This window comes from Pseudomonas fungipugnans, assembly GCF_029955235.1.
In the GTDB taxonomy this organism is placed as follows: domain Bacteria; phylum Pseudomonadota; class Gammaproteobacteria; order Pseudomonadales; family Pseudomonadaceae; genus Aquipseudomonas; species Aquipseudomonas fungipugnans.
In genome coordinates, this window is record NZ_JARBWL010000002.1 from 581,207 (window position 1) to 604,093 (window position 22,887).

General features: G+C 58.3%; 24 protein-coding genes, 1 tRNA gene and 2 pseudogenes. 11 read left to right on the plus strand and 16 right to left on the minus strand.

What is annotated here, in order from left to right; translation table 11 throughout:
• Positions 1 to 217 precede the first annotated feature (217 nt).
• From aguB to POF45_RS17580, 3 genes are all read left to right on the plus strand, one after another.
• A complete protein-coding gene (aguB, locus tag POF45_RS17570) occupies positions 218 to 1,096 on the plus strand; it encodes an N-carbamoylputrescine amidase (RefSeq protein ID WP_259498304.1) in 879 nt (292 codons plus the stop codon).
• 5 nt (positions 1,097 to 1,101) lie between these two features.
• The gene (gene aguA / locus POF45_RS17575; RefSeq protein WP_259498306.1) at positions 1,102 to 2,208 is read left to right on the plus strand and encodes an agmatine deiminase; all 1,107 of its coding nucleotides are present in this window, start codon (positions 1,102 to 1,104) and stop codon (positions 2,206 to 2,208) included.
• A 244-nt stretch (positions 2,209 to 2,452) separates the two neighbouring features.
• Entirely contained in the window at positions 2,453 to 2,665 is a 213-nt protein-coding gene (locus POF45_RS17580; RefSeq protein WP_259498308.1) for a hypothetical protein, read from the plus strand.
• Between the two features lie 172 nt (positions 2,666 to 2,837).
• Here the strand turns inward: POF45_RS17580 and POF45_RS17585 are convergent, their stop codons facing one another.
• Positions 2,838 to 4,934, minus strand: a complete 2,097-nt coding sequence (locus tag POF45_RS17585) for a TonB-dependent receptor (RefSeq protein WP_282316257.1) — start codon at positions 4,932 to 4,934, stop codon at positions 2,838 to 2,840.
• A gap of 243 nt (positions 4,935 to 5,177) precedes the next feature.
• Here POF45_RS17585 and POF45_RS17590 point away from each other — a divergent pair, with 243 nt between their 5' ends.
• From POF45_RS17590 to POF45_RS17615, 6 genes are all read left to right on the plus strand, one after another.
• The gene (locus POF45_RS17590) at positions 5,178 to 5,849 is read left to right on the plus strand and encodes a DsbA family protein (RefSeq protein ID WP_282316258.1); all 672 of its coding nucleotides are present in this window, start codon (positions 5,178 to 5,180) and stop codon (positions 5,847 to 5,849) included.
• 289 nt (positions 5,850 to 6,138) lie between these two features.
• On the plus strand, positions 6,139 to 7,425 hold the full coding sequence (locus tag POF45_RS17595) for an OprD family porin (RefSeq protein ID WP_259498314.1): 1,287 nt from the start codon (positions 6,139 to 6,141) through the stop codon (positions 7,423 to 7,425).
• Positions 7,426 to 7,649: 224 nt separating this feature from the next.
• Entirely contained in the window at positions 7,650 to 8,396 is a 747-nt protein-coding gene (locus POF45_RS17600; RefSeq protein ID WP_282316259.1) for a 2OG-Fe dioxygenase family protein, read from the plus strand.
• Between the two features lie 37 nt (positions 8,397 to 8,433).
• Complete coding sequence (locus POF45_RS17605; protein WP_259503077.1) at positions 8,434 to 8,847, plus strand: GNAT family N-acetyltransferase; 414 nt, start codon at positions 8,434 to 8,436, stop codon at positions 8,845 to 8,847.
• Positions 8,844 to 9,560 (plus strand): AzlC family ABC transporter permease, encoded by a 717-nt coding sequence (locus POF45_RS17610; protein WP_259498318.1) that lies wholly within the window; start codon positions 8,844 to 8,846, stop codon positions 9,558 to 9,560. Before POF45_RS17605 ends, POF45_RS17610 begins: the two co-directional genes overlap by 4 nt.
• Positions 9,539 to 9,856 (plus strand): AzlD domain-containing protein, encoded by a 318-nt coding sequence (locus POF45_RS17615; RefSeq protein ID WP_259498319.1) that lies wholly within the window; start codon positions 9,539 to 9,541, stop codon positions 9,854 to 9,856. Before POF45_RS17610 ends, POF45_RS17615 begins: the two co-directional genes overlap by 22 nt.
• Here POF45_RS17615 and POF45_RS17620 read toward each other — a convergent pair.
• From POF45_RS17620 to POF45_RS17660, 9 genes and pseudogenes are all read right to left on the minus strand, one after another.
• Positions 9,773 to 10,699: a LysR family transcriptional regulator gene (locus tag POF45_RS17620; protein ID WP_259498321.1), complete on the minus strand. Its 927-nt coding sequence runs from the start codon at positions 10,697 to 10,699 to the stop codon at positions 9,773 to 9,775. The genes POF45_RS17615 and POF45_RS17620 overlap by 84 nt on opposite strands.
• 275 nt (positions 10,700 to 10,974) lie before the next feature.
• A pseudogene (locus POF45_RS17625) lies at positions 10,975 to 11,329 on the minus strand (helix-turn-helix domain-containing protein).
• Positions 11,330 to 11,386: 57 nt separating this feature from the next.
• Positions 11,387 to 11,462 (minus strand) — tRNA-Thr (locus POF45_RS17630).
• A gap of 78 nt (positions 11,463 to 11,540) precedes the next feature.
• On the minus strand, positions 11,541 to 12,377 hold the full coding sequence (locus tag POF45_RS17635; protein ID WP_282316260.1) for an FkbM family methyltransferase: 837 nt from the start codon (positions 12,375 to 12,377) through the stop codon (positions 11,541 to 11,543).
• A 322-nt stretch (positions 12,378 to 12,699) separates the two neighbouring features.
• Positions 12,700 to 13,929: a methyltransferase gene (locus POF45_RS17640; protein WP_282316261.1), complete on the minus strand. Its 1,230-nt coding sequence runs from the start codon at positions 13,927 to 13,929 to the stop codon at positions 12,700 to 12,702.
• Complete coding sequence (locus POF45_RS17645) at positions 13,910 to 14,599, minus strand: ABC transporter permease (RefSeq protein ID WP_259498358.1); 690 nt, start codon at positions 14,597 to 14,599, stop codon at positions 13,910 to 13,912. The genes POF45_RS17640 and POF45_RS17645 overlap by 20 nt, the downstream gene beginning before the upstream one ends.
• A complete protein-coding gene (locus tag POF45_RS17650; protein WP_282316262.1) occupies positions 14,596 to 15,291 on the minus strand; it encodes an ABC transporter permease in 696 nt (231 codons plus the stop codon). Before POF45_RS17650 ends, POF45_RS17645 begins: the two co-directional genes overlap by 4 nt.
• 78 nt (positions 15,292 to 15,369) lie before the next feature.
• Complete coding sequence (locus tag POF45_RS17655; RefSeq protein WP_259498362.1) at positions 15,370 to 16,119, minus strand: ABC transporter substrate-binding protein; 750 nt, start codon at positions 16,117 to 16,119, stop codon at positions 15,370 to 15,372.
• Positions 16,120 to 16,132: 13 nt separating this feature from the next.
• Entirely contained in the window at positions 16,133 to 16,906 is a 774-nt protein-coding gene (locus tag POF45_RS17660; RefSeq protein ID WP_282316263.1) for an ABC transporter ATP-binding protein, read from the minus strand.
• Between the two features lie 550 nt (positions 16,907 to 17,456).
• Between POF45_RS17660 and gabP the strand changes: the two genes are divergently transcribed.
• Positions 17,457 to 18,848 (plus strand): GABA permease, encoded by a 1,392-nt coding sequence (gene gabP, locus POF45_RS17665; RefSeq protein WP_259498366.1) that lies wholly within the window; start codon positions 17,457 to 17,459, stop codon positions 18,846 to 18,848.
• A 73-nt stretch (positions 18,849 to 18,921) separates the two neighbouring features.
• Here gabP and vapC read toward each other — a convergent pair whose 3' ends face one another.
• The 6 genes and pseudogenes from vapC to POF45_RS17695 form a co-directional block, all read right to left on the minus strand.
• Complete coding sequence (vapC, locus tag POF45_RS17670; RefSeq protein ID WP_282316264.1) at positions 18,922 to 19,329, minus strand: type II toxin-antitoxin system tRNA(fMet)-specific endonuclease VapC; 408 nt, start codon at positions 19,327 to 19,329, stop codon at positions 18,922 to 18,924.
• Entirely contained in the window at positions 19,329 to 19,559 is a 231-nt protein-coding gene (locus POF45_RS17675; protein ID WP_259498368.1) for an antitoxin, read from the minus strand. The genes vapC and POF45_RS17675 overlap by 1 nt, the downstream gene beginning before the upstream one ends.
• Positions 19,560 to 19,729: 170 nt before the next feature.
• Positions 19,730 to 20,194 (minus strand): hypothetical protein, encoded by a 465-nt coding sequence (locus POF45_RS17680; RefSeq protein ID WP_282316265.1) that lies wholly within the window; start codon positions 20,192 to 20,194, stop codon positions 19,730 to 19,732.
• Between the two features lie 6 nt (positions 20,195 to 20,200).
• Positions 20,201 to 20,614 carry a hypothetical protein gene (locus tag POF45_RS17685; protein WP_259498372.1) on the minus strand — a complete coding sequence of 138 codons (414 nt, stop codon included), beginning with the start codon at positions 20,612 to 20,614 and terminating at the stop codon, positions 20,201 to 20,203.
• Between the two features lie 37 nt (positions 20,615 to 20,651).
• Positions 20,652 to 21,620 (minus strand): alpha/beta hydrolase family protein, encoded by a 969-nt coding sequence (locus tag POF45_RS17690; protein WP_282316266.1) that lies wholly within the window; start codon positions 21,618 to 21,620, stop codon positions 20,652 to 20,654.
• A gap of 97 nt (positions 21,621 to 21,717) precedes the next feature.
• Positions 21,718 to 22,158 (minus strand): annotated as a pseudogene (locus POF45_RS17695) (DUF1016 N-terminal domain-containing protein); the annotation flags it as partial.
• Positions 22,159 to 22,417: 259 nt separating this feature from the next.
• Between POF45_RS17695 and POF45_RS17700 the strand changes: the two are divergent.
• A complete protein-coding gene (locus POF45_RS17700) occupies positions 22,418 to 22,867 on the plus strand; it encodes a carboxypeptidase regulatory-like domain-containing protein (protein WP_282316267.1) in 450 nt (149 codons plus the stop codon).
• The last annotated feature ends 20 nt before the right edge of the window (positions 22,868 to 22,887 follow it).

Below are 22,887 nucleotides of genomic sequence, written 5' to 3' on the forward strand. Positions count from 1 at the left end.
ATTGATGTCGACTGATACGCCCTCTTCGCGAGCAGGCTCGCTCCCACAGGGTTTAGTCGCACTAAGTCGATTATTATCTGTGTTTTATCCGGTATTTCAGATTGGATTGGTCTTAATCGCTTTTAAAGTCGATTTTTATCGGCTATAAAGTCGCCAATCCATTTCTAACATCGGTCGATGCCCACTCGGCCCCAAGTGCTTGCCCAGGAGATGATTCATGAGTCGTATCGTTACTGTCGCCGCTACCCAGATGGCGTGTTCCTGGGACCTTGAGGCCAACATCGAGACCGCCGAAAAGCTGGTGCGGGAGGCCGCAGGCAAAGGCGCGCAGATCATCCTGATTCAGGAACTGTTCGAGGCCCCGTACTTCTGCCAGAAGCCGAACCCGGACTACCTGCAACTGGCCACGACCGTTGAAGACAACGTTGCGATCAAGCATTTCCAGAAGGTCGCGAAAGAACTGCAAGTGGTGCTGCCGATCAGCTTCTACGAGCTGGCGGGTCGCGCGCGGTTCAACAGCATTGCGATCATCGATGCCGATGGCAGCAACCTCGGGATTTATCGGAAAAGCCATATCCCGGACGGCCCTGGCTACCACGAAAAGTATTACTTCAATCCCGGCGACACCGGTTTCAAAGTGTGGAACACCCGTTATGCGAAAATCGGCGTGGGCATCTGCTGGGACCAGTGGTTCCCCGAATGCGCCCGCAGCATGGCGTTGCTCGGCGCGGAGATTCTGTTCTACCCGACCGCCATCGGCAGCGAGCCGCACGACAAGACCATTTCGTCCCGTGACCACTGGCAGCGCGTGCAGCAGGGCCACGCCGGCGCGAACCTGATGCCGCTGATCGCCAGCAACCGCATCGGTAACGAAGAGCAAGACGGCTACGACATTACGTTCTATGGTTCGTCGTTTATCGCCAATCAGTTCGGCGAAAAAGTGCAGGAACTCGACCAGACCGAAGAAGGCGTATTGGTGCAGAGTTTCGACCTCGACGAACTGGAACACATTCGCAGCGCCTGGGGTTCGTTCCGCGACCGCCGTCCGAACCTGTATGGCGCCATCAAAACACTCGACGGTTCTCTGGAGTCCTGATCACCATGACCACGTTACACAGCACACCTCGCGCCGACGGCTTCTACATGCCCGCCGAATGGGCGCCGCAAACCCAGACCTGGATGATCTGGCCCGAGCGCCCGGACAACTGGCGCCTGGGCGGCAAACCGGCGCAGGCCGCGCATGTGGCGGTGGCCAAGGCCATTGCCCGCTTCGAGCCGGTGACCGTGGCCGTTTCCGCCGGCCAGTACGAGAACGCCCGTGCCCGTCTCGACGTGCCGAATATTCGCGTGGTCGAAATGTCCAGCGACGACGCCTGGGTGCGTGACACCGGCCCGACTTTTGTCATCAACAACAGCGGCGAAGTCCGGGGCGTGAACTGGGATTTCAATTCCTGGGGCGGGTTTGACGGTGGCCTGTATTCGCCGTGGAACCGTGACTCGCAGGTGGGTGGCAAGATCCTTGAGATCGAACGCAGCCAGCGTTATCGCACCGAGGGCTTCGTGCTCGAAGGCGGCTCGATTCACGTCGATGGCGAAGGCACGCTGATCACTACCGAAGAATGCCTGCTCAACCGCAATCGCAATCCGCACCTCAAACGTGCCGAGATCGAAGCAGTGCTCAGCGCCCATCTGGCTGTGGATAAAATCATCTGGTTGCCGGACGGTTTGTTCAACGATGAAACCGACGGCCATGTGGATAACTTCTGCTGCTACGTGCGTCCGGGTGAAGTGTTACTGGCCTGGACTGACGACCCGCAAGACCCGAACTACCCGCGCTGCCAGGCAGCCATGAACGTGCTGCAAAGCAGCACCGACGCCAAGGGACGCCCGTTCACGGTGCACAAGATGCCGATTCCGGGGCCGCTGTATGCGACCGAAGAAGAGTGCGCTGGCGTGGACCCGGTGGACGGCACGCAGGAGCGCAACCCGAGCGTTCGCCTGGCCGGCTCCTATGTGAATTTCCTGATCGTCAACGGCGGCATCATTGCGCCGAGTTTCGACGATCCGCTGGACGGTCCGGCCAAGGAGATTTTGCAGAACCTGTTCCCGCAGCACGAAGTCGTCATGGTGCCGGGCCGTGAACTGTTACTGGGAGGCGGTAACATCCACTGCCTTACCCAACAACAGCCTGCACCGCACAAGGAGTGAGTGGGGTTGTAACAGCTTGAGTTGATTGCAAAATCGCTTAAACCCCGAGCGACCCCGGTCGTTTCATGGAAAGCCCGCAGCCAGTCTGGACTGCGGGCTTTTTTGTATCCGCTCATCGACAGGGCAGAAACATTGGCACAGCTCTTGTATCTGTCATGTGGCAAAACAGGGAGGGGAGCACTTCGATGTTCTGTCATAAACCTTGGATAAGTTAGCCGCTCACAACCCGGGAGAGAGCGCCGAAATGAACGCCGAAGTGAACGTGGTGAGCGAGCGGACATTGCATCCCCTGGCAGTAAACGGCGAATCGCTGCAGGTCCTGGCGCACTGGTTGAAGTCCAATGGAACGCGTCAGATCAGGGAACCTGATCCGCGCCGGATGATGATCGAGCGCTACCCCGCTGGTTTATTCAGCGAGGCGGAACTGGAAGCGTTGTGGGATGTGATGGAAGGATAAGCGGAACACAAAGGATTGATAAAAGCGCTGCCGGGAGGGCGGCGCTTTTTTATGGGCGCTGACGATCAAATGTGGGAGCGAGCCTGCTCGCGAAGGCGGTGTATCAGCCGGCATTGATTTCGACGGATAAACCACTTTCGCGAACAGGCTCGCTCCCACAGGTTTGGGGTGTTTAGAAGCTGTAGGTCCCGGTCACCACCAGGTTACGCGGTGCCCCTGGTTGAATCTGGAATGCACTGGTTGATGACGCGTAATACGTTTTGTCGCTGATGTTGTTCAGCGCTGCGCGTACATCCCAATCCTTGTGCCGGAACCCGGCCAGGGCGTCCCAGCGTCCATAGCCCGGCAGCACGGTGGTGTTGAGGTTGTCGGCATAGCGCTGGCCAACCAGCGTCAGGCCGGTTTCGGCATACCAGCCCATTTCCGGTTTCCAGGTCAGGAACAGGCTACCGTTGTGCTTGGCCACGTTGGTCACGCGCTTGCCTTCCAGGCCGTTGTTGTCCTCCACCACCATAGCGTCCTGCATGCCCACACCACCGCGCACGTACCAGTTGCCACCGAGCTTGCCGGCACCGGTCAGTTCGATGCCGCGAGAACGTTGAACACCCGTTTGCACGGTCAGGGTCGGGTTGGCCGGATCGGTGGTGCGACGGTTGTAGAGCTCCAGCTCGTAGATCGCCAGCGTGGTGCTCAAGCGGTCGTCCAGCCAGTCGCTTTTGACGCCGATTTCCTTCTGCTTGGTCAGCTCAGGGCTCAAGTCGTTACCGTTGCCGGCAGCACCCGGAGTGATGCCGATCAAACCACCGCCGACCGGTGAAAAGGTTTTACTCCAGGACGCGTAGAAGGAATGATTCTGCAGCGGCGTCCACACCAGTCCTACACGCGGGCTGGTGCTGTGGCTGTCACGCTCCTCGGAAATGTCCTTCACCTTGTTGGTCGACTCGATGTCGAACGTGTCGTAGCGCAGGCCGGCGAGCAGTTGCCATTGATCGTTCAGGCGCAGCTGGTCCTGCACGTACACGGCGCGGCTTTCGACTTCGGTGTGGGTGTTGCTGGCGATTTGCATGCGACCGGTGTGGATCAGGCCCCGATCAGGGTTGTACAGATCCTGTTGCGGCACCGGTGAGCTGCCGGGTCCGCTCGTGGCGGCGTTGTACAGCTTCGGATCGCGACGCTGGCTGCCGACCTCAAGACCGGTCAGCAGGCGATGTTCCAGGCCGAACGTATCGAACCCGCCTTCCAGTTCGAGGTTGTTGAAGACGTTGCGGGTGGTCAGGTCCTGCTGCCAGTGCTGGCGAGCATATGTTCCGGGTTTGCTGCCAAAGCCTGTGATGTAGGTATTGTCGAAATCACTGTCGAGCTTGAACACGCCGAGCGTGTGCCGCAGCTGCCAGTTGTCGCTCAATTCATAGCTGAGTTTCGAACGCAGGGACTGCGCCTTGTCGTCGATGAAGTCGTTGTTGCTGCCGTAAGTGGTATCCCGACCTACGTCGGCCGGACGCCCGTTGAAGCCAGGAACGCCGCGATCCGGTGTGCGGTTGTAGCGGCTGTATTCGTACTGCACCAGCCAGTTCAGGTCGGGCGTCAGTTGCCAGCTCATCGATGGCGCGAACAGCTGGCGATTGCCGCTGACGCCATCGCGAAAGCTGTTCTGGTCCATGTTGCCCATGTTCAGGCGCAGGCTGATGTTCTCGGTCGGATCGGTGCTGAGGTCGGCATACAGGCTGCGCAGATCTTCGCTGCCGCCCTGGGCTTCGAGGGTCGAGCGACGACCGAACTCCGGCAATTTGCTCACGCGATTGACGATCCCGCCCTGGCTGCCACGGCCATACAACACGGCGGCTGGACCTTTGAGGACTTCGATGCGCTCGATATTGTGCAGGTCGCGTACGTACTGACTGTCGTCACGGATGCCGTCGAGATAGAAATCGTTGCTGGCGTCGAAACCTCGGATGCGCAAGCTGTCGAAGCGCGTATCGGCCCCGCTGCTGACGTTGGGAATGCCGCTCAGCGCCGTGCCCAGGTCGTTGGTGCCGTAGTCCGCCACGTTTGCGGTTTTGATCGAGTCGATGGCTTGCGGCACGTAACGCACCGGTGTTGCCGTGCGGGTGGCGGTGCTGGTTGCCGTGACCCGAGGATCGTCAGTTTCCATTGCTTCGGCGCTGACAGACGTTTCAGGCAGAACGGTTGTTGCGGCGCAGGTAAAACCGGCAGACAAAAAGGCAGAAAGCCCAAGGCTGACGGGCGTAAGGCGGGAAGGGGCAGGCATCTGAAGCGCATCCGAAAGGTGTCGTTATTCGAGGGTGCGAATGGTAATGCTTGTTATTTACTTTCGTTAATTATTCCTGACTGACTTCCTGCTTTGATTGTTTCTATATGTGTCTTTCTGCGAAACGCAGGGCATTCGCCCGATCCACGAAACAGACTGAAAGCCATTCCGGCGTTTTTCTTCATCTGTCTGCGGATTAATCTGCCGGCATCGAACTTTCCTGACTTTTTGCCGGAGCACTTCATGATTCTTCATTACATCTACGACCCCCTGTGCGGCTGGTGCTACGGCGCGAAACCGTTGGTTCAAGCCGCGCAAAATGTGTTGCCCGTGATCGCCCATGGTGGCGGCATGATGACTGGCGCCAATCGCCAGAGCGTTTCCCCGCAACTGCGCAACTACGTGATGCCCCATGACCGGCGCATCGCCGAGTACACCGGCCAGCCGTTTGGCGAGGCATATTTCGAAGGCTTGCTGCGGGACGAAACAGCGGTGTTCGACTCCGCGCCACCGATTGCTGCCGTGCTGGCTGCCGAGCAGGTCAGCGGGCATGGCCTGGAGTTGCTGGGACGTTTGCAGAGTGCGCATTACCTGGAAGGGCGACGTATCGCCGATGAGGCTGTTCTGTTCGAAATCGCCGATGAAATGGGTCTTGAACAGGCCGCTTTTCAGGCTGCTTTCAAGGTTGCCGATACCGGCGGCCATATCAAAACCAGCCGCGCGTTGTTGGCCAAAGTGGGTGGTCAGGGCTTCCCGACGTTTGCGCTGGAACAGAACGGTCAGTTCACGGTGATCGACATTGGCCCGTGGCTGGGCAAGCCAGAAGCCTTCGCGAAATGGCTGCACCAGGCACTGCCGTCCGCAGTCAATTCAGCTCCGTTGCAAAGCTGTGGTTTGAACGGCTGCGCTCACTGAATTCCACTGGCACCTGGGTCATTGCGCGCAATGGGAAATCGTAGGCAACTGATTTCTTAGACTATTTTTGCCTATTTACAGACGATTCACGAAATTGACACATCGTTGAGGGTGCGGCTAGGATCCGCCCCAACGCCTGTGGCCAACCGCCATGACCCAAAAAATAATAAAAAGGCCCGCCACGATTTTCCGTGGGCGGGCCTTTTTGTTTGCGGGTGAAAAAAGAGCGCATTAGCGCCGTTTCAGCTGTTCGGCACAGCGCGTATCAACCCGTAATAAGGAAAATAAAATGTTGAACAAGCGAATCAGCCTGATCGCACTGGGGATGTTGAGTGCCACTCAGGCCATGGCTAACGACCAGGCCGAGTCCAAGGGTTTTGTTGAAGACAGCAGCCTCAAAGTGCTGCTGCGCAATGCCTACATCAATCGCGACTACAAAGATGGCAACCCGGACAAGTCCGAGTGGGGCCAGGCGGCCATCGGTACGTTCTCGTCCGGCTTCACCCAGGGCACGGTCGGTGTGGGTGTGGACGCATTCGGTCTGTACGCACTCAACCTGGAGCGCAGCAGCGACCGCAGCGGCGCCCAAGGTATCGATTTCTTCAAGCAGGGCGACAGCGGCCGTCCGGCTGACGACTTGTCCAAAGGCGGCGCTGCCGTCAAATTCCGTCTGTCCAGCACCACGCTGACTTACGGTGACCAGATGCCGGTCCTGCCGGTGCTGAACTACGACAACTCCCGCCTGCTGCCAGAAAGCTACACCGGCACCCTGATCACCTCCAAAGAGATCCAGGGCCTGGAGCTGAACGCCGGTCGTTTCACCGCCGAGTCGCGTAAAAGCGCCGACGGCCGTGACAGCGGTGGTTTGAAGGCGATCAACGTATTGGGCGGTAGCTACAAGTTCACCGAACAGTTCAAGGCTGCGCTGTACGCGTCCGACGTCGAAGACGTATTGAAGAAACAATACGTGAACGCCAACTACGTGTTCCCGATCGACAAGGATCAGTCCCTGACCCTTGATTTCAATGGTTACCGTACCAAGCTGGACGACTCGTACGTCCGCGAAAACAATCTCACCGGCGACGACAACAAGATCTGGAGCCTGGCGGCGACCTTCGCCACTGGCCCGCACTCGTTCACCATCGCTCACCAGCGCAGCACCGGCGACAGCAACCTGGGCTACGCCTATGGTGGCTACCAGAAAGAGCAAGGTCGTGTGGGTGACGGTGGCAACACCATCTACCTGTCCAACTCCTACTGGTCCGACTTCAACGCCGAAGATGAACGCAGCTGGCAGCTGGGCTATGGCCTGGACTTCGGCGCCTTCGGCGTTCCGGGTCTGAGCTATAACGTGGCGTACGTGCGTGGCGACAACATCACCACCGCCACCACCACTGGCGGCACCGAGCGCGAAATTTTCAACCAGTTCAAGTACGTCGTGCAAAGTGGCCCGGCCAAAGACCTGAGTGTGAAAGTACGCAGCTCGATCTTGCGCGTGTCGCAGAAATCCGCTGATTACAACTCCAGCGGTAATGAACTGCGTGTGTTCGTGGATTACCCGATCAACATCTTCTGATGACGGGTTGAGCTGAATCGCTGAAAAACCCCGACTGGTTCGGGGTTTTTTTTGACCTAAATTAGGCGAAAACGCTCTGAAACGGCTTTTTTTGCAAGAAAAAGTCGATTAAACGCAACGTGAAGCGGCGTTTCAAACAACGCTTGATATGCCTGAAATTCTTTCTCATGGCAGGAAAATCTGCACCCTCTAGATTAGTCCGCTCAATGCAGTGGAGAGTAGTAATGATCGTTTTAAACAGAGAAGTTGGCGAAGCGCTACGACGCGACAAATATGTCAACGTCCAGGGTGGTGACTTCAATCTCTACGGTCATTTCGCCGACTTCGTCAGGTTGACGAAAAGTTGGGAAAACATGGAACCGGACAGCTACTACGGTCAAGCCGAAGCCGGCATGCGGTTCCGTCGTTACAGCGACTTCGAATACAACCCGGTGACCCGCGATCTGAAGCAGCTGGAACACCGCGCCTATGTGCAATCCAAGGCCAACAACAGTTATGTGGGCGGCCTGGAGCGGCACTTTCAGGATTTTTCCAATGAAGTCATCAATTCGCCGGTCATGCGCAGCCTGATCGACATCGATTTCGAAGTGTACAAAAACGTCCTGCCGCAGGAGCTGCACGATGAAATCTGGCAATGCCAGATTCATCAGATCCGCATCGAGATCAAGCCGGGCAAGCAACTGGAAATCACCCCGGAAGGCATTCATTGCGACGGTTACCCGTTCAGCGGCGTGCACTTCTGGGGGCGCAATAATGTCGACGGCGCCGAGAGCCGCCTTTACAGCTCACATGAACAGCCGTTGGCGTCGACCACCTACCAGGAAATTCTCGACACCACTTTTTTCCTCGACCGCGACATGCGCCATTACGTGACCCCGGCGCGCAACGTTCATTCCCACGACATGGCCTATCGGCAAATTCTGGCGATTTCCTTCTCGCGGCCCGGGACCGCTTTCGACATTGTTCGCTGAACAGTTGAGCGCCTTGGTCAGCCCGGCATCGTCGGTGATGCTGTGGCGCGCCACGCCTCGGGATGCGCTGCGCCTGGAGCGCTTCTTTCGCCAGTTCGACGAAGTATCGTTCTGCGACTGGCAGGACGCCAAATGCCTGCGCGGCGTGCTGGTGCAGAAAACCACCACGGCGTTCCTGGCGCTTGACGTCAGCGGTGAGGTGATCGGCGCAGTGCTGGGCGGCATGCTCGGCAGCCGTGGCACCATCAACCACCTGGCGGTGAGCCCGGATTACCGCACCCAGGGCGTGGGCCAGCGCCTGGTGGAAGCGGCGTCGGCGGACATGAAACGTGTCGGCGTGTTACGGATGTTCCTCTTTGTCGACGATGCTAACCTAGCCGGCAAGCGTTTTTGGACTGCCCAGGGTTTTTGCGAGCCGCGTGGCGAAACGACATTTGAGAGGGATCTATGAATGAGACGTCCAGCAGCCAGCCGCTGATGGTCGAGCCACAACGTTCGCGCACTTTTGCAGAGGCCAGCCCGGTTGTGGCGGGTTACTTCACGGTGTCGTTCGTGTTCGGTTTGATGGCCGTCAACGCCGGGTTGCCCGTGTGGTTGCCGGTCGCGATGTGCCTGTTCGTGTACGCCGGCGCTTCGCAGTTTGCTGCGCTGGCGCTGATTTCCAGCGGTGCCTCGCTGACCACCATTATCCTCACCACGTTCCTGATCAACGCGCGGCACATGCTGATGTCGGTCTACATGGCCAAGGCCTTGCGAGCGCTGGGACTCAGTCGTTTCGAGCGTTGGTGCTATGCGGGCGGGTTGACTGATGAATCGTTCGCCTTCCATAGCGTCAAGCTGGGCAGCGGTGCGCCGGTCAACGTGCGTTACCTGATCGGTTTCAACCTGTTCTGCCACACCTCGTGGGTGCTCGGCGGTTTGCTCGGCGCGATCTGCGCGCAGTACGCGGCGCACCTGATCAAGTATCAGCTCGACTATGCGCTGACCGCGATGATGCTCTACGTGCTGGTGTCGCTGTGCAACACACGCAACAAACTCATCGCCGCACTGGCCGCCGTCGTCTGCATGGGCGCCCTGAGTCTGGTTGGCAGCTCGCCGTTCAACGTCTTCATTGCCACATTTGTCGGCTGCGGGGTGGGTGTATGCCTGACCAAACGTTCCTGATCCTGGTTGTCGTGCTGATGATGGTCGTGACTTACCTGCCACGCGCACTCCCGCTGCAGGTCAACACCGACCATTGGCCACCCTTTGTCGCTCGGGCGCTGGAGTACCTGCCCGTGGCGATCGTCGCTGCGATCAGCCTCACGCCCCTGTTGATCAAGGACCGGCATATACAGCTCGACCGCCCGGAATTCTATGCAGCGATTCCGACGTTGTTATGTGCGTATTTCAGCAAGAACCTCTTCCTCAGTGTGGCGGTGGGGACGGCGGCGTACATTGCGCTCGGCTCGTTCATGTAACGACAGGTCGACCACATCGTTCAGCGCCTGGCCCGACAGTTCCGGGTTGTTGATCGCCAACCGCACTTCGAGGTAATCCTCGAAGTCGGGGAAAATCGTCAGGCCATTTCGCTGGGCTGCTTCGCGAGAGACCATGCCGAGGCCGTCCATTTGCGTGATCAGCGACAGGGTCAGGGTTTCGCTGCAGGAATAAATCGTCCGCTGCCCCGACTCATAGTTGCCAAGTCCGGCATCGAGAAAACGCAGGAAGCTGTGGGAATAAGGGCAGTCGTCCGCCGGACGCACCTGAAGCTTGTCCCCCAGCAACACCAGCGGATCATGCTCCTGACCGCAGTGCGCGCCCACGACCTGGACCTGCACCTCCGGCAGCACGATGCTGGGCAAGCCGGGCTTCTGCGGGCCGATCAAAATCGCCAGGTCAAAGTCCTCGTTCTTCAGCTTGCTGAGGTTTTCCATCGACTCGGCGTAGCTGAATTCCAGCTGATGGTCGGGGAACACCTCGAACAGGCGACCGATCATTCGGCGGTTGAAATCCTCTGACAACGTGGTGTTCAACGCCACTTTCAACGTGCGCTGCCCGGGCACCTTGAGCGCGGCCACTTTCTCTTCCATCTGCCGCGTGGCGACCAACACCTTATCCATATAGGGCGTGAGCTCCGTGCCCTGCGGGGTGAGGGTCAAGCCCTTGTTGGAACGACGAAACAGGCGGAAACCAAACTGCTCTTCGACCTTGTTCAACTGCGCGGCCAACGCCTGCACAGTCAAACAGGAATGCTCCGCCGCGGCCGACAAGGAGCCGGTCTGCACGATGCGCATCAGGTTGCGTAAGGTTCTGCTATCCATGGGGTAATGCCCTCTGAAGTGGGCTGGCTATTGTTGTGTACCTTGCTGCCGATCCGGCGGCATATGCCGGCTATATTCCTGCACCTGAGCATAGTTGTCGCGGGTTTAGTAGCGAATTGATGTCTCCGCCGATGGCTGGAGGCTGACACAGGATCGGGTTTTTTGATGACTGGAGGGTGATCGGGGTCAAAAAAATGCGTGGGGGGTGGGGGTTTTGGGGCAGTGGTGGGTGTGAAAAGCCCTGGGTGGGTTGGGGGCTTTTGTGTGTCGTGGCGTTACTGGGCGCGGTTGTTACATGGGGCGTCGAGTACCTGGCCACTGTGCAGTCGTTTGATCATGGCTAGACTCAGAGCACGCTTATGGCTGAGCACATTGCAAGCACGACCGCCGGTACCAATGAACGCTTTCAGGTCACACAGGCCAAGCTTTTCTGTTCCATCCCGGATTTGATGGCTTCGATGGGGCAGACGGCCCAATGGGGTAATGCTCATCTTCATATTTTTCGATCAGGATCGAGAGCGCTTCCAGCTCCTCACTTTCTGAAGATCCAGCATTTGCGCCCCAAAGATATTCAAGACGAGCAAAAGCAGCGTTGAGCTCTTCTTCACTACGAATCTGTTTCAGATTCATCACACAAAGCCCAGAAACAACAAAGCCCCCACATTTCTGTGGAGGCTTTGTTTTGTATGGTGCCGGCACCAGGAGTCGAACCCGGGACCTACTGATTACAAGTCAGTTGCTCTACCAACTGAGCTATACCGGCGTGTTAGGGCGACGATTATAGCGATTGGGTTGGTTCTGTAAACCCCTGAATTCAGACTATTTTTACTCGGGCTTTCGATCAGGCTCGGCGCAGGGTTTTTTTGAGTTTCTGGATGGCGCGCCAGGCCCGGCTTTTTTGCATCGCCCGTAGCTCGGCTTCGGCGTATTCGGCGCGTTGCAGGGCGGCGGCGAGTTGTCTTTGGGTGTCAGGGTCGACGTCTGCGACGGGGTGGCTGAGGGCGTGTCCGTGGCAGAGTCGGAAGCCATCGAGGTTGCCCGGCGGGAGGTCGAAGGCGCCTTTGAGGTTCAGGTGTTCTTCGGCCAGGTAGAAAGTATTGAGGCCGTCGAACAGCACAGGGTGGTAACCCGCGTCAGTGACGAGGTGTTCCCAGGTCTGGTCGCGGGTCCACGGGGTTTCGATGAGCATGATCCACGGGCGCCAGCGGGTGAAGTCCATGCCGCGCAGGACGGTTTCTTCGTGGCCTTCGACATCGATTTTCAGAAAGTGGATGGGGCGGTCGTGGACATATTGCTCGCAGATGGAGGTGAGTGTGCGGGCTTCAACAGTGTGTGGGCGCACGTCCATGCCGAGGTCTATGCGGGCCTTGGCGGTGGCTGGGTCTGCGGTAGACAGTCCGGTGCCCGGAATGCCGTAGAACGTGAGTTCCCCGGCATGGTCGCTGGCCACGCATTGCAGGTTGATGTCGTTGGGACGTTGTTGGCACAGGGCGTCGTGGAAATTTTGCATGGGTTCGACGTTGATGCCGGTCCAGCCAAGGTCGTAGAAGGTCCTGGTGACCGAGTCGTAGGTGGGATGGTTCGCGCCGACGTCGATGTAGAAGCCGTTTTCAAACTGTTTCAGGGCGCGCCACAGGCGGATGTCTTCGAAATTCTGGGCGTAGGAGATCAGCGTCACGGTCGCGTCCTGTCGGTCGAATTTTTCTTGTTGGCCTATGTGTATAGCGTGGGCAACGAGCAGGCGCAATGTTGCACTCTAGCTGACTGGGATTTGTCGGTTATGCCGTTTTGCTTCAACGCTTATGCACAACCGGTTGTCTGATTGACATGCTCGGGCTGGTTTTTGTGGACATGTTCTCAATTTGTCCGCAAATCCCTGTTTTACGGGTTTTTTATTTGTGTGAACAAAATTTGACCATCGGTGTTACAGGGGCGAAACAGGCTTGGGCATTGGCGTCGGAATAATTCCATCAACAGAGTTATCCACAGGCTGGGCGGGTTTAGGCGCGCTCCCCGAGGATCAGCAAATTGCGCGGTGTAAGCGGGGTTTCGCAGAAGGTGCCGAGGCGGACGCCGTATCCCTGCTCTTGAAGGAATAGTGCCCGATCAAGTACCAGCCAAAGCTCCAGCGGGCGTCGGAAAAGACCGCGTAGCAACTCCAGGTTGCGCACCTGCGCCAATCGTTGCCAGCCGGCTACCTCCAGCGCGGGCCAGTCTTGCGGGACGAGTGTGGATAACGCTTTGACCTCGGCCAGATGTTGGCAGTACTCGGCAAAGGATTTGTCCAGCCAGGCGCTGGGCAGGGAGGGCGTTGGCAGGTATTCGTCGATGCCGCGCACTTGTCGTTGCAGCAGATCGAACGCCAGGCGACGGGCCATTGAAGTGTCGCGCTGGCGTCGGACACGAGCACCGGCGGTAACGGTTTCGCTCATCGGCAGCGAAAGATCGTCGATTGATAGCTGTAGTCCGGATCGCAAGCCAGCCGAGGAAAGCGCCTCATAAGTGGCAAGACTGATGCGGTTGTAGCAGCACGGAGCAATCGCCAGTTGTTTGCACCCGGCAGCGCTGGCGAGGTGGATCAGTCGTACATGCAAGTCGCCGCAGGCATGCAGGGCGACGGGCGTGTGTTCGGCGTTGAGCAAGGAGGCCGTCTCAGCCGCGAGTACGTTCTGTTCTAGGTGCAAGGCCTGCGATTGATGGCGCTGACTCAGCGTCTGGCCGCTCGACACCAGTGCTGGGTCGTACTCCAGGCAGGTCAGTTGCTGTCCGGTTTGCAACAAGCGTCGGCCCAGATGGCCTTTGCCTGAGCACCAGTCGAGCCAATGCTTCGGTGCAGAGGCGAAGTCCAGACGACGGGCAAACGCTTCAATCTGTTGCCACTTGCGTCCCGGTACATCGACGTTCAGCCGATGCCCGGCAGCTTCCAGCGCATGCGCTGGCAACTCACCCACTGAACTCAGCTCACGCGACAGCGCTGCCAAAGACGCAAACGGTTCCGGTGCATCGAGCAAAAATGGCTGGTTATGGCTGTTTTCTGCATCTTCCAGCGACCGCTCACGTAGCCACAAAGCCAGTTCCGGGTAGGACGTTTCCCAGGGAAGTTGCAGATGAGTGAACGGTCGAGGCTTCCACAGTGCCTGATGCGCTGTCAGAAAGGCATCCAGCGCGGTGAAACGGGCGAGCAGGGCCTCGCCCGTCAGCACGCGGCAATCAGCGCCCCTGGCAGGCATCGACGCGCAGCCAGCGCTCCAGCAGCTTGAAGCCGCGGACCAGCACGTAGGACATCAGCAGGTAGAACATGCCGGCGGCGAAGAAGATTTCCACAGGCAGGTAAGTGCGGGCAATGATGGTGCGCGCCATGCCGGTCAGTTCCAGCAGTGTCACGGTACTGGCCAGGGCGCTGGCCTTGAGCATCAGGATCACTTCGTTGCTGTAGGCCGGCAGGCCGATTCGCGCTGCACGGGGCAGGATGATGTAGAACAGCGCCTTGGGCCGGGACATGCCCAGCGCCCGCGCAGCTTCAATCTCGCCCGGTGGAATCGCCTGGATCGCGCCGCGCAGGATCTCGGCGATGTAGGCGGCGGTGTGCAGGGTCATCGTCGCGGTAGCACACCAGAACGGGTCACGCAGATAAGGCCACAGCACGCTTTCGCGCACCGCATCGAATTGTGCCAGCCCGTAATAGACCAGGAACAATTGCACCAGCAGCGGTGTGCCACGGAAGAAGAAAATGTAGGCGTAAGGCAGCGAGCGTACGTACCACCGCTTCGATGAGCGAGCGATACCCAGTGGAATCGCCAGCAGCAGGCCGAGGATGACAGCGATGGCTACCAGCTCCAGGGTCAGGGTTGCGCCCTGAGCCAGTTTCGGCAGCCATTTGATAATGACTTCCCAATTCATTGGTCGCTCCTCGCAAAGCCGTGAGCGGCGCGTTTTTCCAGCAGGTACATGCCGGTCATGGCGATGATCGTCAGCCCCAGGTACATCAAGGCCGCGACCATATAGAAGGTGAACGGCTGTTTGGTCATGGTCACGCCGTTTTGCGCATGTCGCATGATTTCTTCCAGGCCGATCACCGACACCAGTGCGGTGTCTTTCATCAGGATCATGAACAGGTTGCCCAGACCGGGCAGGGCGATGCGCCACATCTGCGGCATGATGAGTCTGGTGAAGATGCGAAATTTCGACATGCCCAGTGCCACGCCGGCTTCGCGGTGGCCCTTGGGGATTGCCAGGATCGCGCCACGAAACACTTCCGTGGCGTAGGCGCCGAAGCACAGGCCCAGGGCAATCACGCCGGCGGCGAAGGCGTTGAGCGCGAGGTCGGGATTGCCCAAAAACTCGCCCAGGGCACGCATAGCATTGACGGTGCCGAAGTAGATCAACAGCACCCAGAGCAGTTCCGGAATGCCGCGTACCAGTGTCGAATAGGTGCCGCCAAGCCATTGCAACGGCTTGTGCGCAGAAGTCTTGGCCAAGGCGCCGAGCAGACCGAGCACCAGCCCGAGACACAGGGCCGAGAGTGCCAGTTTTACCGTCATCAGCGCGCCAGCGGCGAGCGCCGGGCCGAATCCGTAGAGGTCGATATTCATGGATTTCTTTTCAAATCGCGGCAGGCAATGCCAAGGGCCGGCGCCATCAGATCATGGCGCTGGCCCGGCAGGTCAGTATCAATAGATGCTGAACGGGAAGTACTTGTCGTTGATCTTCTTGTAAGTGCCGTCGGCAACGATTTCTTTCAGGGCGGCGTTGAGTTTTTCGCGCAGCGGGTCGCCCTTGCGCACTGCGATGCCGATCTTGTCGCTTTCCACTACCGCGTCGCCTTTGAACTCGTAGTTTTTGCCAGCGTCGCTTTTGAGCCAGTCATAGTTGGCGTATTTGTCGGCGAGGATGGCATCGACACGGCCGGAGGTCAGGTCCAGGTAGGCGTTTTCCTGGGTGTCATAGAGGCTGACCTTGATGTCGTCGGCGTAGGTGTCTTCCAGCCATGTACCGGCCAGGGTGGCCCGCTGCGTACCGATGGTTTTACCCTTGAGCGACTCTTTGTCGGTTTTGAAGTCGACGTTTTTCGGCGCGATGAATTGCAGCTTGTTGGAGTAGTACGGGTCGGTGAAGTCGACCGCCTGTTTGCGTTCGTCGGTGATCGACAACGAGGAGATCAGGAAGTCGAACTTCTTGGCGTTCAGCGCCGGAATGATGCCGTCCCAGTCGGAGGTGACCACGGTGCACTCGACTTTCATCTTGGCGCACAGGGCGTCGCCGATGTCTTTGTCGAAGCCGACAACGTTGCCGCTGGCATCTTTGTTGTTGAACGGCGGGTAGGCCGCTTCGATGCCCATCTTCAAGGTCTCGGCGGCGGCACCGGCGCTGAACGCCAGGGTGACGGCGGCAGCCAGAAAGATTCTCTTGTAGTTCTGCATGCGGGTAGCTCCGTTAGCGGTTGCTGGACATGAATTGTTTGCAGCGCGCCGAAAGCGGGTTGTCGAACACCTGCTGTGGCGATCCTTGCTCTTCCACCAGGCCCTGGTGAAGAAACACCACTTCGCTGGAGACCTGACGGGCGAAGCCCATTTCGTGAGTCACGAGCAGCATGGTGCGGCCTTCCTCGGCCAGTGCGCGGATGACATTAAGTACTTCCTGGACCATTTCCGGGTCAAGGGCGGAGGTGGGCTCGTCGAACAGAATAACCTTGGGCTGCATCGCCAATGTCCGGGCGATGGCCGCACGTTGTTGCTGGCCGCCGGACAGTTGCGCCGGGTAGGCGTGGCGCTTGTCGGCGATGCCGACCTTGGCCAGCAAGGCTTCGGCGACTTCCGTGGCTTCGGCTTTACTCTGGCCGAGCACGCGACGCGGGGCTTCGATGATGTTGTCGAGCACGCTCATGTGCGGCCACAGGTTAAAGTTTTGAAACACAAAACCAATCTCGCTGCGCAGGCGATTGATCTGTTTGCCATCGGCGGCCACCAGTTCGCCGTTCTTCGCAGACTTGAGTTTGAGTTCTTCGCCGGCCACCAGAATCTGGCCCTGGTTAGGGTTTTCCAGCAGGTTGATGCAACGCAGAAACGTGGATTTGCCGGAACCGGAGGAGCCCAGGATCGAGATCACATCGCCGTCGCGGGCGGTCAGCGAGATGCCTTTGAGCACCTCAAGCTGTCCGTAGCGTTTGTGCAAGTTGCGGATTTCAAGCGCGGGCGTGGCCTCAGCCATGTGCGTTCCTCATAGTGTTGCGCTCCTGCTGTTGGCGGCCTTCCTGGCGAGGCGGCCAAGCTAGCATAGCGTTCGAATGGCAGCCAACAGCGCTACGGGCGGTAAGCGGGTGGCGTGTGACAGGTTGTCGCATCGGTAAAGCAGTCTGTCGCGCCGCCAACAACCGAACACCTGTTTGAACCTTGATTCTCACGGGTGTCGCGTAAAAAAAGGCGCGATGTTGCCAGCTTTGGCGGGGTGTTGGAAGCGCTAACCGGACAAACGTTCCTGTTCTGCACTTTTATTGTGCAACCCACACTTTCAAGGTGTGTTTATGGTGCGCTCGTTCGTATCTGAAGTGGGTCGCCAGGTAACGCTCTGGCGAATTGCCATTAATCTCAACGGGTTGCGATGACTGTCCGGTCAGTCTACAGCCCGCGTGATTCGGGATCGTGAAACATTTTGGCGCAATTTTTGCGTGCGGAATACGGAACGCCCCGTTGGATTCTTTTTACGAGAAAGAAATGCCAGACCGGGTGGACCGAATCGCTTTCCAGCAAAGGTAGTTTCAATGAGCGTTACCCAAAGCTCCAATGGCCTCGAACAGGGGCTCAAACCGCGTCATGTGACCATGCTGTCGATCGCCGGGGTTATCGGCGCCGGGTTGTTCGTCGGCTCCGGTCACGCCATTGCCGCCGCCGGCCCTGCCGTGCTGTTGGCCTACGCTGCTGCCGGTGCACTGGTGGTCCTGGTGATGCGCATGCTCGGCGAAATGGCCGTCGCGTCTCCCGATACAGGCTCCTTCTCGACATACGCCGATCGTGCGATCGGTCACTGGGCCGGTTTCACCATCGGCTGGTTGTACTGGTGGTTCTGGGTACTGGTGATCCCGCTGGAGGCCAACGCCGCCGCGACCATTCTGCATGCCTGGTTCCCGAATGTGGCGATCTGGGCGTTCACCTTGATCATCACCTTGCTGCTGACGGCAACCAACCTGTTCAGTGTGAAGAACTACGGTGAATTCGAATTCTGGTTCGCCCTGATCAAGGTCATCGCGATCATCGGTTTCGTGGCGCTTGGCATTCTGGCGATCTTCGGCTTCCTGCCGGGCAGCCAGGTCAGCGGCGTTTCGCACCTGTTCGATACCCAGGGCTTCCTGCCAAACGGCATGGGCGCCGTGTTGGGCGCGATTCTGACCACGATGTTCTCGTTCATGGGCACCGAGATCGTGACCATCGCGGCCGCGGAATCGAAGAACCCGGGCCAGCAAATCTCCAAGGCTACCAATTCGGTGATCTGGCGGATCGGCTTGTTCTACCTCGTGTCGATCTTCATCGTCGTGGCCCTGGTGCCATGGAACGACCCGGTTCTGGCCAGCGTCGGTTCCTACCAGACCGTGCTTGAGCGCATGGGCATTCCGAACGCCAAGCTGATCGTCGACATCGTGGTACTGGTTGCTGTGACCAGCTGCCTGAACTCGGCGTTGTACACCGCATCGCGCATGATGTTCTCCCTGGGCAAGCGCGGTGATGCACCGGCCGTTTCCCAACGCACCAACAAAAGCGGCACGCCGTACTGGGCCGTGATTCTGTCCACCGCTGCTGCCTTCCTTGCGGTATTCGCCAACTACGTGGCCCCGGCTGCCGTGTTCGAATTCCTGCTGGCCAGCTCCGGTGCGATCGCACTGCTGGTGTACCTGGTGATCGCGATCTCGCAACTGCGCATGCGCAAACAGCGCATGGCACGCGGTGAGAAAATCGCCTTCAGCATGTGGCTGTTCCCGGGCCTGACCTACGCGGTGATCATCTTCATCGTCGCAGCCCTGACCATCATGCTGTTCCAGGACGCCCACCGCGTGGAAATCCTCGCCACTGGCTTGTTGAGCTTGCTGGTCGTGGCCGCCGGGTTGTTCGTGGCCCGCCGTCGCAAGCAACAGAAGCTGGGAGCGGTGGTGCTGAACTGATTCACACCGCTTGATGCAAAACGGCCGCTGTCAGAGATGACAAGCGGCCGTTTTTGTTTTCACTGTGGTTACTTTATTCGGGCTGGACCCAGTCCTCGACGCGTAATCCAGGCACCCGTTCAAACTCTCGAAGATTGTTTGTTACGACAGTGAAGCCTCTTGAGCGTGCGTGGCCGGCAATCATTTGGTCATAGGGGTCTATCGGTGTTCCTGCTTTAGCCAATTCCGAACGAATCATTCCGGTGTGAGCTGCGGCGTCGGAATCGAAAGGCAATATCTCAAGACGGGCTGCGAAACTTTCAACAATAGATAGATTTTTTTCCGGTGCAGCAGATTTTTCAGCGCCGTAAATCAGTTCCATCAACGTGATGGTGCTGATGCACAATTGGCTGTGATGACGGTTAAAAGCCTCACGGACCACCTGTGGTTTGTTCTTGATGGTGAAGATGCATATGTTCGTGTCGAGCATGAACTTGATCATCAGAACGACTCTCGCACCTGATCTGTTGGCTGTTCTCGGTCAGCCATGAAGTCTGCGCTTACGCTTTCTCCGTCGAACCAACTGTCCCAAGCTTCTCCTGCGGGGGTGATCAGGCGGGCCCTGCCGATGGCAATCACCTCAACTCGTTTCACATCGCCGGGCATTGCCACGGCTTTAGGCAGGCGGACAGCCTGGCTTCGATTACTCATGAAAAGGGTGGTTTGTTCCATTGCGACCTCCTGTACCAATGCTGATGTCTTGGGCTCAAAGCATAGGTTTCGCGCGGGATATGTCAATGGGATATACGCTGTAGCTGACGAAGGGTAATATTGGCAATCTTCATAAAAACGGCCGCTGTCAGAGATGACAAGCGGCCGTTTTTGTTTCTATGCAGAGGCGATTACTCGGCCTTTTCTTCCTGCGCGTCCAGCGACTGACGGTAGCTGTCCAACGCATCGCCGAAGTCGGTGATGAACTGTGGATCGGTCAGCCACGCTTGAGCGGCGTCGCGGTCCATGCCGTCGGCCCACATGCGATAGTCGATCAGCATGTCGGCGGCCAGGTGAGTGGCGGCCATGGCTTCATTGTCGGCGTTTTCCATGTCCAGCAGTTCGGGGTGATCGTTGATGATTTCGCTGAGGTTGTTCAGCAGGATCATCAGCATGTCATGGCGACTGGCGGGCTCGGCATCGCGCATTTTGCTGAACATTGCCAGGGTGTACTCCGGGATCGGCTCGCCGATTTCGCCCAGATCGTCTTCCAGATCATCGTCCAGCGCGGCGGGTTTTCTGCCGTGGATGTTGATTTGCTTGGCTTTGATCTTGGCGCGCTTGGCGCGTTTCTGTTGCTTGTTCAGGGATGCCATGGGGACTCAGTTTTTCTGTGGGGTTTGGGCCGCGATGGCGTCGGACGCCGCCACGTAGTCAGCCTGGAAGGCTGGGGATTCGATCCACGCCAGTGCGCCGGCTTCGTCGGTTTCGGTGGACCACTGGCGGTACTCGATCAGCGCGGCGAGGATAAAGTCCATCGCGCCTTCTTCGCCTTCCTGCTCGTACACCAGTTCCAGCAACGGATCTTCGAGGAAGGCAGCGCACATCGCTTGTTGGCTGACTTTTTCCGCGTCGATCATTTTCTTGAACAGTTCGGTCAGGTCAACTGACTCGAAGTCGATGCGGTCATCGTTCGGGTCCAGTTCCACCGGCGCGGCGGTGCGCTGGGTGCGGTTCTGCTTGGCCTTGGCTTTGGCGCGGGTTGCGCGTTTTTGCTGCTTGTTGGCGGAGGCCATGGGCGTCGTTCCGTATTTCGTTGAGAGGGCGGGTCAATCAGCTGCGGGGCACTTGCCGCCCCGGGGTGTCGGGGGCCAGTTCACCAGTTTGCAGCCAGGACAATGCAATGGGCCATAGTGTGGCTTGGTATGCGCTACGAAAAAAGGCGAAATGTCCGACTTCTTGCTCACCGATGTCTTGCGGGGTGATTCGCAGATGGGTGGTTGTTGCGCCAGTGAAGTAGCCGAGCAAGCGCTCAATGGCCGCGATAGTGCCGTAGGGATCGTCGCTGAGGCTGATGGCCAGGGTTTTTGCGGTGACATTGGCGAACGGCAGCCGACCGTGCTTTGCGTGGATCACGCGACCGCTGGGGCGCTGCTCGTAGCGCGCGGTGGGTGTGCTCCAATCGCGGACGACGCCGGCGGGCGTGTCTTCGAGCCAGCCAAGACGTTTGCCGGGGAAGTAACCGCAGATCATCGTTACCAACGGCATCACCAGGTGCCACTTGCCGAACATCCGCCAGCGATGGGCGGGCGCATAGTCGCGCCAGTAAGCAAACTGCGCACCGACGGTCACCAAGTGCCGGATCAGGTGCCCAGAGGCCCCCAGGCCCGCCGCACAGCCGCCAAAGCTGTGGCCGACCACGTCGATGGGCTGGCCGGGGAATTCACGCTGAGCGCGCTTGAGCATCGCTTCGAAATCCAGCGCGCCCCAGTCGGACCAAGATGCGTCCAGCCCTTTCAGCGACGCAGGCCGCGATTCGCCGATGCCACGGTAGTCATAGGTGATGACATCGAAGCCATTGGCGAACAGGTAATCGGCGAAGCGCGAATAGTGCCGGCAACGGACCGAAGTGGCGGCGTTGATGATCACGACCGTGCGGGCGGTGTCCTGAAAGGCGTGACGCCAGGTGAAACCACCGAGGGTGAAGTCGTCGCAGGCGGTTTCTTTGAAGGGGGCGCTAGTAACTGGCGACGTTAATTCAGCCTGGGCTGGTGCCGGTGAGGGCATGTCCTGCAAATTCATTGGCTTTGGACCTTTGCGGGTAGCTGCCAACGATAATCTTCGCGCAGCTTATGGACAATCTGTCGGGGTTATCGGTCTGTTTGGTTGAGCAGACTCTCATCTGGCGTTCCAGCGCGCGGCTTGACCAGTTTTGATTGGCGGCTTCGTCCATGTACCACTTGCGTGCCTTGTCGTTATCGACACGTAGCAGCCTGCGGTAGTGGGTCCAGCTCAATTCGGAACGCAGTGCGTTCCAATTTGGAAAGGTCTGATAAAAGTCCCGCATATACCTCAAATTACGGTCATCAAAACCTTTCCCAAATTTCCCTGTCAGGTCCTACGCAAGCGTCGCCAGCAATTGCTTGCCATACGTGGCCCTTTGGGCGCCTTCCTGCTCGAACTCGACAATATGCCGGCCAATCTGCCAACAGCTTTGTACTTGAGCGATATCGACCGCTCTCAAAACCTTCTGGCGCGCCTGGCGAATCAATTCGCCAGGATTGCCAAGCAGTGAAGCGAGTTGTGGGTCTTGAGTATTGTCGGGCGTGAGGGCGCTCATGAAGTTTTCCGCGGCTGGATTGACTGGCGGAAAGAATGCCAATGACAAGCTAGCCAGCGATGCTGGGCGCTGCCGAAAAACCGGCAGGGAATTCCGATTCAATTTGCAGGACGCCGCCGGCCGCGTCCGACGTTTAAGGAATACAACGCGTAGTCTTATTCGCAGTCGTCCCAAGTTCCAATCGATCTAAAACTTGGGCGTCCCGTCAGAAATCAAAGAAGGTAACGATTGGGCTCCGTAGAGCCCGGGAGTCGCCATCATGAAGTACATTCATTCACTCGTATTGCCACTCGCCGCCCTTGGCGTGTTGATGTTCCCAACCCTGTCGCATGCCGCCAGCCTCGATCCGGTCGACAATTCCGGTGTACAAGCCCAGCAGCAGCAACAGAACGGGATCACCTACCTGTCCGGCGGTATCGGCGAGGACGAGTCAAAGGCCATTCAGCAGTCCAAGGGTTATAACTTGCACATGACCTTCTCCGTTGGTTCGCAGAATCAATACATTCCCGACGTGGAAGTGGTCATTCAAAAAGCCCAGGGAGAGACCGTGCTGACCCTTACTCAGGCCGGCCCTCTGGTTTACGTTCAATTGCCTGCCGGTAAGTACACCGTTGTTGCGACTCGCAACGGCGAGGTGCGGCGTGACGTGACGGATGTAGGTAGCGGCGCTGCTCGCAATCTGGTCTTCCACTGGAACGAGGCAAATTAGGCGCCTCGGATTTGGTGCAT

Coding starts and splice junctions, on each gene's coding strand:
- aguB (WP_259498304.1), top strand. CDS start 218: ATGAGTCGTATCGTTACTGTCGCCGCTACCCAGATGGCGTGTTCCTGG.
- aguA (WP_259498306.1), top strand. CDS start 1,102: ATGACCACGTTACACAGCACACCTCGCGCCGACGGCTTCTACATGCCC.
- POF45_RS17580 (WP_259498308.1), top strand. CDS start 2,453: ATGAACGCCGAAGTGAACGTGGTGAGCGAGCGGACATTGCATCCCCTG.
- POF45_RS17585 (WP_282316257.1), bottom strand. CDS start 4,934: ATGCCTGCCCCTTCCCGCCTTACGCCCGTCAGCCTTGGGCTTTCTGCC.
- POF45_RS17590 (WP_282316258.1), top strand. CDS start 5,178: ATGATTCTTCATTACATCTACGACCCCCTGTGCGGCTGGTGCTACGGC.
- POF45_RS17595 (WP_259498314.1), top strand. CDS start 6,139: ATGTTGAACAAGCGAATCAGCCTGATCGCACTGGGGATGTTGAGTGCC.
- POF45_RS17600 (WP_282316259.1), top strand. CDS start 7,650: ATGATCGTTTTAAACAGAGAAGTTGGCGAAGCGCTACGACGCGACAAA.
- POF45_RS17605 (WP_259503077.1), top strand. CDS start 8,434: ATGCTGTGGCGCGCCACGCCTCGGGATGCGCTGCGCCTGGAGCGCTTC.
- POF45_RS17610 (WP_259498318.1), top strand. CDS start 8,844: ATGAATGAGACGTCCAGCAGCCAGCCGCTGATGGTCGAGCCACAACGT.
- POF45_RS17615 (WP_259498319.1), top strand. CDS start 9,539: ATGCCTGACCAAACGTTCCTGATCCTGGTTGTCGTGCTGATGATGGTC.
- POF45_RS17620 (WP_259498321.1), bottom strand. CDS start 10,699: ATGGATAGCAGAACCTTACGCAACCTGATGCGCATCGTGCAGACCGGC.
- POF45_RS17640 (WP_282316261.1), bottom strand. CDS start 13,929: ATGCCTGCCAGGGGCGCTGATTGCCGCGTGCTGACGGGCGAGGCCCTG.
- POF45_RS17645 (WP_259498358.1), bottom strand. CDS start 14,599: ATGAATTGGGAAGTCATTATCAAATGGCTGCCGAAACTGGCTCAGGGC.
- POF45_RS17650 (WP_282316262.1), bottom strand. CDS start 15,291: ATGAATATCGACCTCTACGGATTCGGCCCGGCGCTCGCCGCTGGCGCG.
- POF45_RS17655 (WP_259498362.1), bottom strand. CDS start 16,119: ATGCAGAACTACAAGAGAATCTTTCTGGCTGCCGCCGTCACCCTGGCG.
- POF45_RS17660 (WP_282316263.1), bottom strand. CDS start 16,906: ATGGCTGAGGCCACGCCCGCGCTTGAAATCCGCAACTTGCACAAACGC.
- gabP (WP_259498366.1), top strand. CDS start 17,457: ATGAGCGTTACCCAAAGCTCCAATGGCCTCGAACAGGGGCTCAAACCG.
- vapC (WP_282316264.1), bottom strand. CDS start 19,329: ATGATCAAGTTCATGCTCGACACGAACATATGCATCTTCACCATCAAG.
- POF45_RS17675 (WP_259498368.1), bottom strand. CDS start 19,559: ATGGAACAAACCACCCTTTTCATGAGTAATCGAAGCCAGGCTGTCCGC.
- POF45_RS17680 (WP_282316265.1), bottom strand. CDS start 20,194: ATGGCATCCCTGAACAAGCAACAGAAACGCGCCAAGCGCGCCAAGATC.
- POF45_RS17685 (WP_259498372.1), bottom strand. CDS start 20,614: ATGGCCTCCGCCAACAAGCAGCAAAAACGCGCAACCCGCGCCAAAGCC.
- POF45_RS17690 (WP_282316266.1), bottom strand. CDS start 21,620: ATGAATTTGCAGGACATGCCCTCACCGGCACCAGCCCAGGCTGAATTA.
- POF45_RS17700 (WP_282316267.1), top strand. CDS start 22,418: ATGAAGTACATTCATTCACTCGTATTGCCACTCGCCGCCCTTGGCGTG.